Source organism: Pseudomonas sp. 9.2(2024) (assembly GCF_039695385.1).
Lineage (GTDB): Bacteria > Pseudomonadota > Gammaproteobacteria > Pseudomonadales > Pseudomonadaceae > Aquipseudomonas > Aquipseudomonas paraglycinae.
The window spans coordinates 5,018,947-5,034,281 of record NZ_CP155585.1 but is presented as its reverse complement, the minus strand read 5'-3'; the positions used below and the strand labels follow the sequence as shown (position 1 = coordinate 5,034,281).

The 15,335-nt window shown below is 60.3% G+C and carries 13 protein-coding genes; 11 read left to right on the top strand and 2 right to left on the bottom strand.

Annotated features, from left to right (window positions below):
• Positions 1 to 6: 6 nt before the first annotated feature.
• From ABFB52_RS22665 to ABFB52_RS22630, 8 genes are all read left to right on the top strand, one after another.
• A complete protein-coding gene (locus tag ABFB52_RS22665) occupies positions 7 to 1,434 on the top strand; it encodes an ATP-binding protein (protein ID WP_162803872.1) in 1,428 nt (475 codons plus the stop codon).
• Between the two features lie 295 nt (positions 1,435 to 1,729).
• Positions 1,730 to 2,989: an AGE family epimerase/isomerase gene (locus ABFB52_RS22660; protein WP_102717275.1), complete on the top strand. Its 1,260-nt coding sequence runs from the start codon at positions 1,730 to 1,732 to the stop codon at positions 2,987 to 2,989.
• 118 nt (positions 2,990 to 3,107) lie between these two features.
• Positions 3,108 to 4,409 carry an ABC transporter substrate-binding protein gene (locus ABFB52_RS22655; protein ID WP_007951167.1) on the top strand — a complete coding sequence of 434 codons (1,302 nt, stop codon included), beginning with the start codon at positions 3,108 to 3,110 and terminating at the stop codon, positions 4,407 to 4,409.
• Positions 4,410 to 4,518: 109 nt separating this feature from the next.
• Complete coding sequence (locus ABFB52_RS22650; RefSeq protein ID WP_007951166.1) at positions 4,519 to 5,427, top strand: sugar ABC transporter permease; 909 nt, start codon at positions 4,519 to 4,521, stop codon at positions 5,425 to 5,427.
• Positions 5,420 to 6,265 (top strand): carbohydrate ABC transporter permease, encoded by an 846-nt coding sequence (locus tag ABFB52_RS22645; RefSeq protein WP_007951164.1) that lies wholly within the window; start codon positions 5,420 to 5,422, stop codon positions 6,263 to 6,265. Before ABFB52_RS22650 ends, ABFB52_RS22645 begins: the two co-directional genes overlap by 8 nt.
• Before the next feature lie 2 nt (positions 6,266 to 6,267).
• Positions 6,268 to 7,428, top strand: coding sequence for a sn-glycerol-3-phosphate ABC transporter ATP-binding protein UgpC (ugpC, locus tag ABFB52_RS22640; protein WP_085606573.1), 1,161 nt, complete (start codon positions 6,268 to 6,270; stop codon positions 7,426 to 7,428).
• A gap of 132 nt (positions 7,429 to 7,560) precedes the next feature.
• A complete protein-coding gene (locus ABFB52_RS22635) occupies positions 7,561 to 8,907 on the top strand; it encodes a carbohydrate porin (RefSeq protein ID WP_085745182.1) in 1,347 nt (448 codons plus the stop codon).
• Between the two features lie 116 nt (positions 8,908 to 9,023).
• Positions 9,024 to 9,878 (top strand): D-hexose-6-phosphate mutarotase, encoded by an 855-nt coding sequence (locus tag ABFB52_RS22630; RefSeq protein ID WP_102687270.1) that lies wholly within the window; start codon positions 9,024 to 9,026, stop codon positions 9,876 to 9,878.
• Positions 9,879 to 9,974: 96 nt separating this feature from the next.
• On the opposite strand, the gene ABFB52_RS22625 is transcribed toward ABFB52_RS22630, so the two are convergent.
• Positions 9,975 to 11,117 carry an IS481 family transposase gene (locus tag ABFB52_RS22625; protein WP_129974377.1) on the bottom strand — a complete coding sequence of 381 codons (1,143 nt, stop codon included), beginning with the start codon at positions 11,115 to 11,117 and terminating at the stop codon, positions 9,975 to 9,977.
• Between the two features lie 259 nt (positions 11,118 to 11,376).
• A complete protein-coding gene (locus tag ABFB52_RS22620) occupies positions 11,377 to 12,237 on the bottom strand; it encodes a MurR/RpiR family transcriptional regulator (RefSeq protein ID WP_169842436.1) in 861 nt (286 codons plus the stop codon).
• A gap of 226 nt (positions 12,238 to 12,463) precedes the next feature.
• On the opposite strand from ABFB52_RS22620, the gene zwf reads away from it, so the two are divergent.
• The 3 genes from zwf to ABFB52_RS22605 are packed head-to-tail and all read left to right on the top strand — an operon-like array spanning position 12,464 to position 15,313.
• Positions 12,464 to 13,930, top strand: a complete 1,467-nt coding sequence (zwf, locus tag ABFB52_RS22615) for a glucose-6-phosphate dehydrogenase (protein WP_011335604.1) — start codon at positions 12,464 to 12,466, stop codon at positions 13,928 to 13,930.
• A complete protein-coding gene (pgl, locus tag ABFB52_RS22610) occupies positions 13,917 to 14,630 on the top strand; it encodes a 6-phosphogluconolactonase (RefSeq protein WP_129974152.1) in 714 nt (237 codons plus the stop codon). Before zwf ends, pgl begins: the two co-directional genes overlap by 14 nt.
• A gap of 17 nt (positions 14,631 to 14,647) precedes the next feature.
• A complete protein-coding gene (locus ABFB52_RS22605; RefSeq protein ID WP_129974151.1) occupies positions 14,648 to 15,313 on the top strand; it encodes a bifunctional 4-hydroxy-2-oxoglutarate aldolase/2-dehydro-3-deoxy-phosphogluconate aldolase in 666 nt (221 codons plus the stop codon).
• Positions 15,314 to 15,335 lie beyond the last annotated feature (22 nt).

The following is a 15,335-nucleotide window of genomic DNA, read 5'->3' as shown; positions in this document are numbered from 1 at the left end:
GTGCCGATGCCGCGTTCGTTGCTCGGCCGGATGTTGCTGCTGACGTTGCTCGCGGTGTTGTTCGCCCAGACCCTGTCCAGCGTGATCTGGGTGTCCCAATTGCGCGCGACCCAGCTCGAAGGCCTGGTCACCAGCGCTCGCAGCCTCGCCCATTCGATGACCGCCAGTGTCAGTTACTTCCGCTCGTTGCCGGTGGCCTATCGGCCGCTGGTGCTCGATCAGTTGCGCAGTATGGGCGGCACGCGTTTTGTGGTGACGCTGAACGACAAGCCGCTGGGCATGGAAGTACTGCCGGTGACACCGCGCAAGGCAGCGGTGTTGAAAGCGGTGGATGAAGTGCTGCGTCAGTCGCTGGGCCAGGACACCGACATTCTGGTGACCTTCGTCAGCCCTGATGACCTGCGGATCTTCAACGCCGGGTTGAAACTCGATGAGTTGCCACGTTCGTGGGCGCATTACGCGTTGACGCTGGAACCGGTGAATCCGCCGGTGCTGGTGACCCAGATTCAGTTGGCGCCGGGTGAATGGCTGTACATCGCCTCACTGCTGCCCGAACCCTACACCAGTCTTGAAGAACAGGGCCTGCCGACTCAGCAGGTGTGGTTCATCGTCTTCACCAGCGGTTTCCTGTTGTTGTTCATCGGCCTGCTGGTGCACTGGCAGAGCCGGCCGCTCAAGCGTCTGGCACGGGCCGCGCGGGATTTGTCGCTGGGCGCCGACGTCGAGCCGGTGGCCGAGGGCGGCGGCAGTGAAGTGGTCGAAGTGGGCCGCGCCTTCAACACCATGCGCGAGCGCATCAGCCGTTACCTGACCGAGCGCAGCCAGTTGTTCAGCGCGATTTCCCATGACCTGCGCACGCCGATCACCCGCTTGCGACTGCGGGTCGAACTGCTGGAAGACGAAACACTGCAAACCAAGTTCGGCCGCGATCTGGATGAATTGGAGCTGCTGGTCAAAGGCGCGCTGCAATGCGTGAAGGACACCGACATCCACGAAAACATCGAGCCGGTGGACCTGAACCATGTGCTCGACTGTCTGGTGGAGCCGTATCTGGCACCCAACGGCAATGGCCGCGTGACCCAACAGGGGCGGGCGCTGGCGGCGTATCCGGGCAAGCCGTTGGCGCTCAAGCGCTGCATCGGCAACCTGATCGACAACGCGTTGAAGTACGGCCAGAACGCGCACTTGCACATCGATGACGACGAAAGCGCATTTGTACTGCATGTCGACGACGAAGGCCCGGGCGTGCCGGAGCAGCGGTTGGAGCAGGTGTTCGAGCCGCACTTCCGGTTGGCGGGGCAGCAGCAGGGTTACGGTCTCGGTTTGGGGATCGCCCGCAACATTGCCCATAGCCATGGCGGTGAGGTGACGTTGCAGAATCTGCGTGAGGGTGGATTGCGCGTGACCCTGCAATTGCCGCGTTCGGCGGATTAAGTCAAAAGCTTGCCCTCACCCTAACCCTCTCCCGGAGGGAGAGGGGACCGATCGGGGGATGCTTTAAAGATGCATCGACTTGATCCTGCTTTACCGAATCCATAATCGACTCGGTTTTTCAGGTCGATGTATGACGCCAGACACCTCGGTCAGCTCCCTCTCCCTCCGGGAGAGGGCTGGGGTGAGGGTTGCTCTTTTGTCACCGATCGGTGACAAATCCCGCCCCCTTCGTTACAAGCCCCTCCCGGCCCGTTGTTTAGACTGCCCGCAGTCATAACAACAAAAAAGGCCACCCATGGATCACTTCAATCCGGGCTTCAGCAGTTGGCTGAACGCCCCTGCCCACCAGCAATGGCTCGCCGACGAAGGCCTGCGCCTGCTGGCATTTGCCAAGGCTTCACGGTTGCCCGAAGGGTTTGGCAATCTCGATGAGCGCGGCCAGCTCCAGGCCGGCGCGCAAGCCGAAACCATGAACACCGCGCGCATGACCCACAGCTTCGCCATGGCCCACATTCAGGGCCTGCCGGGATTCGCCGAGCTGATCGATCACGGCATCGCGGCCCTGCGCGGCCCGTTGCGTGATGCGCTGCACGGCGGTTGGTTCGCTGTCGCCGAGCACCGTGACGGCAACACCGGCAAGAACGCTTATCTGCATGCTTTCGTCGCGCTGGCGGCCAGTTCCGCGGTGGTCGCGCAACGCCCCGGTGCGCAGGCATTGCTGGATGACGCCGTCGACATCATCGACACCTATTTCTGGAGCGAAGAAGAGGGCGCCATGCGCGAATTCTTCAATCGCGACTGGCGCGAAGAAGAAGCCTACCGCGGTGCCAACAGCAACATGCACGCCACCGAAGCCTTCCTTGCGCTGGCCGATGTCACCGAAGACCCGCGCTGGCTGGTGCGTGCGCAACGCATCGTCGAGCGGGTGATTCACGGTCACGCTGCCGCCAACGATTACCTGGTGATCGAGCATTTCGACCGCGACTGGCAGCCGCTGCGTGAATACAACCATGACAATCCCGCCGACGGTTTCCGTCCCTACGGCACCACGCCGGGCCACGGTTTCGAGTGGGCGCGGCTGTTGCTGCACCTCGAAGCCGCGCGGGTTCAGGCCGGCATGCTCACGCCCGGCTGGCTGGCCACTGACGCGCAAAAGCTGTTCGAGAACAACTGCCGTCATGGCTGGGACGTCGATGGCGCGCCAGGCATCGTCTACACCCTCGACTGGAACAACAAAGCGGTGGTGCGTCATCGCCTGCACTGGACTCACGCCGAAGCCAGCGCTGCCGCCAGTGCCTTGCTCAAACGCACCGGCGATGCGCAGTACGAAACCTGGTATCGCCTGTTCTGGGAATTTTGCGAAACGCATTTCATCGACCGCTGCGACGGCAGCTGGCACCACGAACTCGATCCGCAGAACCGCCCAAGTGCCGATATCTGGGCGGGCAAACCGGATCTGTACCACGCCTGGCAGGCCGTGCTGATTCCGCGTCTGCCGCTGGCGCCGAGCATGGCCAGTGCTCTGGCACAGCTTTCCCGAAGCGTTCCTGTGTAACCATGTGGTGACATTCGCGCGTCCCTTCGTTACCTGCGAGGGGAAACGCTCTGTTTAAACTCGTGTGCAGCGCAAGCACCAGACTTGCATGCATAACAACAAGAAAGGTACATCTCAGATGAATGCGATTTCTCGCCTCGCTACTGTCATTTCTGTCGCCTCCCTGTTCCCGCTCGCCGTGCTGCCCCTGAGTGTTTCCGCTGCCGAATCCAAAGGTTCGGTGGAAGTCGTGCATTGGTGGACGTCCGGTGGCGAAAAAGCTGCCGTCGATGTGCTCAAGGCACAAGTCGAGAAAGACGGTTTCACCTGGAAAGACGGCGCTGTCGCCGGTGGTGGCGGTGCGACTGCCATGACCGTGCTGAAAAGCCGTGCGGTAGCCGGCAACCCGCCGGGCGTTGCCCAGATCAAAGGCCCGGACATCCAGGAATGGGCGTCGACCGGTCTGCTTGACACTGACGTCCTGAAGGACGTTTCCAAGTCCGAGAAGTGGGACAGCCTGCTCGACAAGAAAGTCTCCGACACCGTGAAGTTCGAAGGTGATTACGTGGCCGTACCGGTGAACATTCACCGCGTGAACTGGCTGTGGATCAACCCGGAAGTCTTCAAGAAAGCCGGTATCGAAAAAGCCCCGACCACCCTCGAAGAATTCTACGCCGCCGGCGACAAGCTGAAAGCTGCGGGCTTCATCCCGCTGGCCCACGGCGGTCAGCCTTGGCAGGACAGCACCGTGTTCGAAGCGGTCGTGCTGTCGGTGATGGGCGTTGATGGTTACAAGAAAGCCCTGGTCGACCTGGACAACGCTGCCCTGACCGGCCCGGAAATGGTCAAGGCCCTGACCGAGCTGAAGAAAGTCGCGACCTACATGGACCAGGACGGCAAAGGCCAGGACTGGAACCTGGAAGCGGCCAAGGTCATCAACGGCAAGGCCGGCATGCAGATCATGGGTGACTGGGCCAAGTCCGAATGGACCGCCGCCAAGAAAGTCGCCGGCAAGGACTACGAGTGCGTAGCCTTCCCGGGCACCGACAAGGCGTTCACCTACAACATCGACTCGCTGGCCGTGTTCAAGCAGAAGGACGCGGGCACCGCGGCCGGTCAGCAGGACATCGCCAAAGTCGTGCTGGGTGAAAACTTCCAGAAAGTCTTCAGCATCAACAAGGGCTCGATCCCGGTGCGTAACGACATGCTCGCCGACATGGGCAAGTACGGTTTCGACTCCTGCGCCCAGACCGCTGCCAAGGACTTCCTGGCAGACGCCAAGAACGGCGGCCTGCAACCGAGCATGGCGCACAACATGGCGACCACGCTGGCAGTTCAGGGCGCGTTCTTTGATGTCGTGACCAACTACATCAACGACCCGAAAGCCGACCCGGCCGACGCTGCCAAAAAACTCGGCACTGCCATCAAGGCTGCCAAGTAAGCGGTAGCGACGAGCTGCGAGCTACAAGCTGCGAGACAAGAGCGCTGCTCTGCTGGTCTTGCAGCTCTCAACTCGTAGCTGCTCTTCTCTTTTTTTATTGGATCTTCCCATGAGTTCTGTTGCTGTGTTCAGCAAGGCCTCGCCGTTCGACGCATTGCAGCGCTGGCTACCGAAACTGGTGCTGGCGCCGAGCATGTTCATCGTTCTGGTGGGCTTCTATGGCTATATCCTCTGGACGTTTGTCCTGTCGTTCACCACGTCGACCTTCCTGCCGAACTACAAGTGGGCAGGCCTGGCGCAATACGAGCGTCTGTTCGACAACGACCGTTGGTGGGTGGCGAGCAAGAACCTGGCCGTGTTCGGCGGCATGTTCATCGGCATCACCCTCGTAATCGGCGTGACACTGGCGATTTTCCTCGACCAGAAAATCCGTCGCGAAGGCTTTATCCGCACCATTTACCTGTACCCGATGGCGCTCTCGATGATCGTGACCGGTACTGCGTGGAAATGGCTGCTCAACCCGGGCATGGGCCTGGACAAATTGCTGCGGGACTGGGGCTGGGAAGGCTTCCGTCTCGACTGGCTGATCGACCCGGATCGCGTGGTGTATTGCCTGGTGATCGCGGCGGTCTGGCAGGCCTCGGGCTTCATCATGGCGATGTTCCTCGCCGGTCTGCGTGGCGTTGATCAATCGATCATCCGTGCCGCCCAGATCGACGGCGCGAGCATGCCGCGCATCTACTGGAAAGTGGTGCTGCCAAGCCTGCGTCCGGTGTTCTTCAGTGCGGTGATGATCCTGGCGCACATCGCGATCAAGAGCTTCGACCTGGTGGCGGCCATGACGGCCGGCGGCCCGGGTTATTCCTCCGATTTGCCGGCGATGTTCATGTACTCGTTCACCTTCAGCCGTGGACAAATGGGCATGGGCTCGGCCAGTGCAATCCTGATGCTCGGTGCGATCCTCGCGATCATCGTGCCTTACCTGTACTCCGAGCTGAGGACCAAGCGTCATGACTAGTCTCGCCTCCAAACCGGCCATCAGCCTGAGTCGCATCGCGATCTACGCGGTGCTGATCCTTGCGGTCCTGCTGTATCTGGTACCGCTGGTGGTCATGCTGCTGACCAGCTTCAAGACCCCGGAAGACATCTCCACCGGCAACCTGCTGAGCTGGCCGACCGTGGTCAGCGGCATCGGCTGGGTGAAAGCCTGGGCCACCGTTGACGGCTACTTCTGGAACTCGATCAAGATCACCGTTCCGGCCGTGATCATCTCCACCGCCATCGGTGCGTTGAACGGTTATGTGCTGTCGTTCTGGCGCTTCCGCGGTTCGCAGCTGTTCTTCGGTCTGCTGTTGTTCGGCTGCTTCCTGCCGTTCCAGACCGTGCTGCTGCCGGCGTCGTTCACCCTCGGCAAGATGGGCCTGGCGAGCACCACCACGGGCCTTGTGTTCATCCATGTGGTCTACGGTCTGGCGTTCACCACGCTGTTCTTCCGTAACTACTACGTGAGCATTCCGGATGCGCTGATCAAGGCCGCGCGTCTCGATGGCGCGGGGTTCTTCACGATCTTCCGCCAGATCATCCTGCCGATGTCCACTCCGATCATCATGGTCTGCCTGATCTGGCAGTTCACCCAGATCTGGAACGACTTCCTGTTCGGCGTGGTGTTCTCCAGCGGTGATTCGCAACCGATCACGGTGGCGCTGAACAACCTGGTCAACACCAGCACCGGGGCCAAGGAATACAACGTGGATATGGCGGCGGCGATGATCGCCGGGCTGCCGACCCTGCTGGTCTATGTGGTCGCAGGCAAGTATTTCGTGCGCGGGCTGACGGCCGGCGCAGTCAAGGGGTAATCATGGCTACGCTCGAACTTCGCAATGTAAACAAGACCTACGGTACCGGCCTGCCGGACACCCTGAAGAACATCGAACTGTCGATCAAGGACGGTGAGTTCCTGATCCTCGTCGGGCCCTCGGGCTGCGGCAAGTCGACCCTGATGAACTGCATCGCCGGCCTGGAAACCATCACCGGCGGCGCGATCATGATCGGTGACCAGGACGTCAGCGGCATGAGCCCGAAAGATCGCGACATCGCCATGGTGTTCCAGTCCTACGCGCTGTATCCGACCATGAGCGTGCGCGAGAACATCGAGTTCGGTCTGAAGATCCGCAAGATGAGCCAGTCGGCGATCGACGAAGAAGTTGCCCGCGTGGCCAAGCTGCTGCAGATCGAGCACCTGCTCAATCGCAAGCCGGGTCAGCTCTCCGGCGGCCAGCAACAGCGCGTGGCGATGGGCCGTGCCCTGGCGCGTCGGCCGAAGATCTATCTGTTCGACGAACCGCTGTCCAACCTCGACGCCAAGCTGCGTGTCGAGATGCGCACCGAAATGAAACTGATGCACCAGCGCCTGAAAACCACCACGGTCTACGTGACCCACGACCAGATCGAAGCGATGACCCTGGGCGACAAAGTGGCGGTGATGAAGGACGGGATCATCCAGCAGTTCGGTACGCCGAAAGAGATCTACAACGACCCGGCCAACCTGTTCGTCGCGAGCTTCATCGGTTCGCCGCCGATGAACTTCATCCCGCTGCGCCTGCAACGCAAGGACGGCCGTCTGGTGGCGCTGCTCGACAGCGGCCAGGCCCGTTGCGAATTGCCGATGGCAATGCAGGACGCCGGTCTTGAAGACCGTGAAGTGATCCTCGGCCTGCGCCCGGAGCAGATTGCTCTGGCCTACGGCGAGGGCAATGGCCTGCCGAGCATCAAGGCTGAAGTGCAGGTCACCGAGCCGACCGGTCCGGACACCCTGGTGTTCGTCAACCTCAACGACACCAAGGTCTGCTGCCGTCTGGCGCCGGACGTGGCGCCGCAGGTGGGCGAAACCCTGACCCTGCAATTCGATCCGTCGAAAGTGCTGCTGTTCGACGCCAAATCCGGTGAGCGTCTGGGGGTTGCAGGCCTGCCGAAAACCGAATCGCACAGCGCCAACGTGGCCCAGTTCAAGGGTCGCTGATCAACCAATGCGGGAGCGGGTTCGCCCGTTCCTGCAGGGAGCACGCGGTGCGTGGCCTGTCGCGCGCCGCATCAGATGTAAACCGCGTTAAATAAGAAGAACAGTTAATAACAATAAAACGAGGATGTAGGGATGAAGAAGAACAACAACGCTCAGCGAATCGGCCAGTTGTCAGCGGTTGCGGCAATGATGCTGGCCGGCAGCGTCCACGCGGCTGACGCGTTCAGCTCCGATTCGGAGTGGATGACTGGGGACTGGGGTGGCGAACGTACCAAGCTGATCGAGCAGGGTATCGATATCAAAATGGACTACGTCGGTGAAGTGGGCGGCAACCTTCACGGCGGTTTCAACGACGACAAGACAGCGCGTTACGCCGACCAGTTCGGTCTGGGCGTGGCGCTGGATCTGCAAAAACTGTGGGGCTGGGACAACACCCAGGCCAAGATCCAGTTCACCAACCGTAACGGCTACAACATTTCCAACGATCGCGTTGGCGATCCGCGTGCCGGCACCCTGAGCTCCTCGCAGGAAGTCTACGGTCGTGGCCACATGGTGCGTCTGACCCAGTTGTGGATCAAACATCAGTTCTTCGACAACAAACTCGACATCAAGGCCGGTTACTTCGGCGAAGGCGAAGACTTCAACACCTTCCCGTGCGAGTTCCAGAACCTGGCGTTCTGCGGTTCGCAAGTGGGTAACTGGGCGACCAACATCTGGTACAACTGGCCGGTCAGCCAGGCGGCCATTCGCGTCAAATACAACATCAACGACGAGCTCTACGCGCAGATTGGTGCGTACAACCAGAACCCGTCGCAACTGGAACACGGCAACGGCTTCAAGTTGAGCGGCAGCGGCACCAAAGGCACCGTGTTGCCTGTGGAACTGGTCTGGTTGCCTAACCCGAACGGCCTGCCGGGCGAATACCGTGTCGGTTACTACAAGAGCACGGCCGATGCCGACGACGTTCGCGAAGACGTCAACGGTTTCGACGCGGCAACCACCGGTGACGCCTACCGCACCCACAGCAGCAAGCACGGTTACTGGTTCGTTGCACAGCAACAACTCACCAGCCACAACGGTGACAAGAGCCGTGGTCTGAACATCGCTGCCAACGCCACGTTCCATGACAAGGACACCAACTTCATCGACAACTACCAGTCCTTGATGTTTGTGTACAAAGGCCCGTTCGACGCACGTCCGAAAGATGACGTCGGTATCGGTGCGGCACGTATTCACGTGAACAATGACGTGAAGAAAAACGCCGAGCTGCTCAACGTCGCCAACGGTGTTTCGGACTACGACAATCCGGTGTTCTCGCCGATTCGTGAAACCGAATACAACTACGAGATCAACTACGGCTTCCACGTGACCAACTGGCTGACCGTACGCCCGAACCTGCAATACATCACTCATCCGGGCGGTGTGGATGAAGTGGATAACGCTTTGGTCGCTGGCCTGAAAATTCAGTCTACGTTCTGACGCGTCTGCGATAAGCTCCTCTCTATGTGCGCATATTTGCGGACAGCCAAGGCTGTCCGCTTTTTTTTGGACAGGGGTGTCGCAGCCCATGAAAGTTGAATCTGGAACCGTGGCCCATGCATGAGCATCCGCTGCAACGCTTCTTCAAATCCTTGCGCGAACGTCCGGTGTTCGCCTGGGAGCGCTATCAGATGCGCGATGTGCTGGTGATCGATCATCCGCTGTGTCAGGCGGTGTTCAGTCGTCAGGGTGCGCAGTTGCTGCACTTTCAGCCGCGCGGGCAGAAACCGTGGCTGTGGTGCGCGGCGAAATGGCCGCATGTCGGCGCGATTCGCGGCGGCGTGCCGGTTTGCTGGCCATGGTATGGCCGTCACCCGAGCGAAAACGCGTGGCCGTCCCATGGCTGGGCGCGACTTCTGGACTGGAAACTGCTCGACAGCAGCACCGGTGATGACGGCGTGCGCCTGCATTGGCAATTGCAGCTGTGCGACTGGCAGGTGGACCTGCACGCGCACCTGGGTGAACGCATGGAATTGCGCCTGAGCACCGAGCATCAGGACGACATGCCGTGCCAGTTGAGCCAGGCTTTGCACGCTTACTGGCGTATTGGCGACGTGAGTGAGATAGCGCTGTCTGGGCTCGAAGGGGCGCAGGGTTATGACCAGTTGAACCGTGAGGTTTGCCAGCAGGAAGGCGAGTTGCGGGTTGATGGCGGCTGTCAGCGAGTGTTTCAGCACGACGGCGAATTGCAGCTCAAGGATCACGCCTGGCAGCGCGAATTGTGCATCGATACCGGTGACAGCGCGGACACCGTGGTGTGGCATCCGGGCGCGCGGCCGTTGCTCGGCGTGACTTGGGATGAGATCTCGGAATTTGTCTGTGTTGAAGCGGCGGCGGGCGGCACCGACAGCCTGCATCTGGCGCCGGGGGAGAAGGCGCATCTGAGTTTGCAGGCTTGGGCTGGGGCTTGAGTGTGTCAGTTCGACCGCTGCCCTCACCCTAACCCTCTCCCAGTGTATGTACCGGAGACATGGTGGACACATGTTCGGGGACATGGTGGACGGTTTTCAAATCCGCTTACCTGATACAACGGTCTGTTGAATCAAGTCAATTCGGGCAATGCGATGTCTGCTCCAGTAGACATCGTAGATGCCATCTTCTGTCGTTCCCCTGATCGCTATCAGCTCCCCGATGAAGGCCTTTCCGATCAGGAATTGGCTGCTTCTCCAGTACATCTCGCCATTGCCCTGAACTTTCCTGACCAAATCTCCTTCCGCGTACTCCAGGACAGGCCGGGTCTCTTGGTATTCAAGCGGGCTACTGCTGTAGCGGCTCGCTGGAACCCCCATTCCCAAGGCTTGATGCGGGCGCTTCTGATTGTAAGTTTCTCGCCAGATATCGAAGGCTTTTTGTGCTCCGACGAGGTCGATAAAGCACTGACTCTGCAGAACTTCGGCCTTCAAGCTGCGATGGAATCGCTCAATCTTGCCCTGCGTTTGTGGATGGTAGGGCCGGGAGTGGCTGACCCGGATGCCCTGTCTCATCAGCCAGACTTCCAGGGCGGTGTAGACCCCGGTTTGGTCACCCCATGGCGAACCGTTATCCATGGTCATGCGTTGCGGCAGACCGTATCGGCGAAACACTCCAACAAGCTGTTCTTCCACGGTTTGGCGTTGTTGATTGGCGCAAGCGGCGATGCACAACGAGAAGCGGGAATGGTCATCCAATATCGTCAAAGGGTGGCAGCGGCCATGACGCATACCGACGTGTCCCTTGAAGTCCATCTGCCACAAATCATTGGGCGCCTCATGCTCGAACCGGATAAACGGTTTGATCTCGGCGGCCTTTGGATCAACGCGCGAATGACGCTGTAAAACTGCATGCACGGTGCTGACGGAAGGCATCACTAAACCCTTGTCTTCCAGCACGCGTTTGAGCTTGCGAGCGCCCCAAGCCGCGTACTCCTGACTCACGGTCAGAATCTGCTTCTCCACCTCGTCAGCACAACGTTTGGGTGACGTCTTGGGTCGTCGCGACTGATTGCTCATCCCCTCAGCCCCTGATTTTTCAAACCTGCTGAGCCATTTGTAGGCAGTGCTAGGGCTGATGTTGAATCGACGGCAAAGCTGCCGAACATTGGCCCCTTCTTGCCGAGCCAAAAGCACGAATTCTGTACGAAGCTGCACGGTAGACACCTCTTCCCAAGACACAGGCCATCTCCTTCGTGATGAGCAATGTGTCTATTTAAAAGTGTCCACCATGTCTCCGAACACCTGTCCACTATGTCTCCGGTACATACACCCAGGGGGAGAGGGGACCGATTGGGGGATATTTAAGAGATTCACCGAATTGAACGAATGTCTTTGAATCCATAATCGACCCAATCTTTCAAGTCGATGTATAGCGCAAGACACTTCGGTCAGTCCCCTCTCCCTCCGGGAGAGGGTTAGGGTGAGGGGCTTTTGATCTTCAGTTGAACTCGTCACCCACCGGATACCGGCTCGCATTCAAGCTCTCTTTGATCTTGCGCAGATGCGGCTGGAAATCCACCCCGCGACGCAGCGTCATCCCCGTCGCCAACACATCCAGCACGGTCAACTGAATGATCCGCGAGGTCATCGGCATGTAGATGTCGGTGTCTTCCGGCAGCGGAATATTCAGGCTCAGCGTACTGGCCTTGGCCAGTGGCGAATTCTCTGCCGTCAGGCCCAGCACCGAAGCGCCGTTCTCCCGGGCGATGCGCGCCACTTCCACCAGTTCGCGGGTGCGGCCGGTGTAGGAAATGATCACGAACAGCTCGCCGGTGTGCGCCACCGAAGCAATCATGCGTTGCATCAGCACGTCGGCGTGGGCGGTGACCGCCAGGTTGAAACGGAAGAATTTGTGCTGCGCATCCAAAGCTACCGGAGCGGATGCGCCGAGGCCGAAGAAGTGGATCTGCCGGGCCTGGATCAACAGGTCGACGGCGCGGCTGATCAGGTTCGGGTCCAGCGCCTGGCAAGCGCTGTCCAAAGACGCGATCGCACTGCCGAAAATCTTCTGCGTGTAAGCCTCGGGATTGTCGTCGGCTTCCACTGCGCGGCTGACATACGCCGCGCCGCTGGCTAGGCTCTGGGCCAGTTGCAGCTTGAGTTCGGGGTAGCCGCTGACGCCGAACGAACGGCAGAAACGGTTGACCGTCGGTTCACTGACCGACGCCGCCTGGGCGAGGGCGGCGATGCTGAAGCGGGTGGCCTGCTGTGGGTTGAGCAGGATCACTTCGGCGACTTTGCGTTCGGCCTTGTTCAGCTCTTCAAGGCGACTCTGGATCTGTTCCAGTAAATTTCGCACGCGGTCCATAAGAATTCCTAGATTCACCGGCGCCGATAAGCGCGCGGCTATGCAAATTGGGCCTTTGATGTGGCCCGTGACGGTGGCCTATCCTACTGATGGCTCCGACCGACCACCACTCGGAATCTGTATTTTGCGAAAATGTTGTGGTTATTACTACATTTTCCCTTGAGTGATGCCTTGAAAAAAGGTATTTGTAGCTTAACTTGATAAAAGAACAAACATCATGCCTTCGATTACGGTTGAACCGTGCACCTTCGCCTTGTTCGGCGCCTTGGGCGATCTGGCCCTGCGCAAGCTGTTTCCTGCCCTTTATCACCTTGATGGCGCCGGCCTGCTGCACGAGGACACGCGCATTATCGCACTGGCCCGTGAGGCGGGCACCGAGCAGCAGCACCTGGCGTTCATCGCCGCCGAGTTGCGCCGTTACGTGGGCAAGGAACTGGACGAGGCCGTGGCCGAGCGCTTTCTGGCGCGTCTGACCTACCTGCACGTCGACTTCCTCAAGGCTGAAGATTATGTGGCGCTGGCCGAACTGGCCGGCAGCACGCAACGCATGATTGCCTACTTCGCCACCCCGGCGGCGGTGTACGGCGCGATCTGCGAGAACCTGGCGAACGTCGGTCTGGCGGAAAACACCCGCGTGGTGCTGGAAAAGCCGATCGGTTCCGACCTGGAATCCTCGCGCAAGGTCAACGACGCCGTGGCGCAGTTCTTCCCGGAGAACCGCACCTACCGCATCGACCACTACCTGGGCAAAGAAACCGTTCAGAACCTGATCGCCCTGCGTTTCGCCAACAGCCTGTTCGAAACCCAGTGGAACCAGAACTACATCTCCCACGTGGAAATCACCGTGGCCGAGAAGGTCGGCATCGAAGGCCGCTGGGGTTACTTCGACAAGGCCGGTCAGCTGCGGGACATGATCCAGAACCACCTGCTGCAACTGCTCTGCCTGATCGCCATGGACCCGCCGGCCGACCTGTCCGCCGACAGCATCCGTGATGAAAAAGTGAAAGTGCTCAAAGCCCTGGCGCCGATCAGTCCGGAAGGCCTGACCACGCAAGTGGTGCGCGGCCAGTACATCGCCGGGCACAGCGAAGGCAAGTCCGTGCCGGGCTACCTTGAAGAGCCGAATTCCAACGCCCAGAGCGATACCGAAACCTTCGTTGCCCTGCGTGCCGACATCCGCAACTGGCGCTGGGCCGGCGTGCCGTTCTACCTGCGTACCGGCAAGCGCATGCCGCAAAAACTGTCGCAGATCGTCATCCACTTCAAGGAACCGTCGCACTACATCTTCGCCCCCGAGCAGCGCCTGCAGATCAGCAACAAACTGATCATCCGCCTGCAACCGGACGAAGGTATTTCCTTGCGCGTGATGACCAAAGAGCAAGGCCTGGACAAGGGCATGCAACTGCGCAGCGGCCCGCTGCAACTGAATTTTTCCGACACCTGGCGCAGCGCTCGGATCCCCGATGCCTACGAGCGGTTGTTGCTGGAAGTGATGAACGGCAATCAGAACCTGTTTGTCCGTAAAGATGAAATCGAAGCCGCGTGGAAATGGTGTGACCAGTTGATCGCCGGGTGGAAAAAATCCGGTGACGCGCCCAAGCCGTATGCGGCCGGGTCGTGGGGGCCGATGAGCTCCATTGCATTGATCACGCGGGACGGGAGGTCGTGGTATGGCGATATCTGATGTGAAACTGCCCGAGGGCGTGAATGCCCGCGAATTCAAGAGCCCGGTGCTGCTCGCCGAAGGCCTGGCGCTGAATGTCGCCAAGCAATTGAGCGAAGCGCTGGCGGCACGTGGCAACGCCGTGCTGGTGGTGTCTGGCGGCCGTAGTCCGGTGGCGTTTTTCCAGCACCTGGCCAAGCAGGAACTGGACTGGTCGAAGGTCGTCGTGACCCTGGCCGACGAACGCTGGGTACCGGTCGAACACGCTGACAGCAATGCCGGTCTGCTCAAGCAGTATCTGCTCAAGGGCCCGGCGGCCAAGGCGCAGTTCCTCAGCCTCTACAGCGCGGCGGCCAACGTCGAGCAGGCTGCGGAGCAGGCCGATCGTTTGCTCGCCGAGTTGCCGCCGATCGACGTGCTGGTTCTGGGCATGGGCGATGACGGTCACACCGCGTCGCTGTTCCCGGACAGCCCGAACCTGGCCGAAGCCCTGCAAGTCGACGGCACCCGTCGCTGCTGGCCGATGCTCGCACCAAGCGTGCCGCGTCAGCGCCTGACCATGAGCCGCGCACTGCTGGCCTCGGCCCGGCACAAGATTCTGTCGATTTCCGGTCAGTCGAAACTGACCACCCTGAATGCCGCACTGGCATCCAACGACGTCGCCGCCATGCCGGTTCGCGCGTTTCTGCAACCTACGTTAGAGATTTACTGGTGCCCATGAGCCAAGGAACAGCCGCTATGAAAACCCCATCCCCGACCGTTTCCATGGCGGACAAAGTTGCCCTGATCGACAGCCTCTGCGCCAAGGCGCGGATCCTGCCGGTGATTACCATCGCCCGTGAACAGGACGTGCTGCCGCTGGCCGACGCACTGGCCGCCGCTGGTCTGACCGCGCTGGAAGTGACCCTGCGTTCGCAGTTCGGCCTCAAGGCGATCCAGATCCTGCGCGAACAGCGCCCGGAACTGGTGACCGGTGCCGGCACCGTGCTCGACCGCAACATGCTGGCTGCGGCCGAAGCCGCCGGTTCGCAATTCATCGTCACTCCGGGCATCACCCGTGACCTGCTGGAAGCCAGCGTCGAGAGCCCGATCCCGCTGCTGCCGGGCATCAGCAATGCCTCCGGCATCATGGAAGGCTATGGCCTGGGTTATCGCCGCTTCAAGCTGTTCCCGGCTGAAGTCAGCGGCGGCGTGGCTGCAATCAAGGCACTCGGCGGCCCGTTCGGCGAAGTGAAATTCTGCCCGACTGGCGGCGTCGGCCCGGCCAACATCAAGAGCTACATGGCGCTGAAAAACGTCATGTGCGTGGGCGGTAGCTGGATGCTCGATCCTGAGTGGATCAAGAACGGCGACTGGGCCCGTATTCAGGAATGCACCGCTGAGGCTTTGGCGCTGCTGGACTGATCGCTTCACCCGACACTTCGTT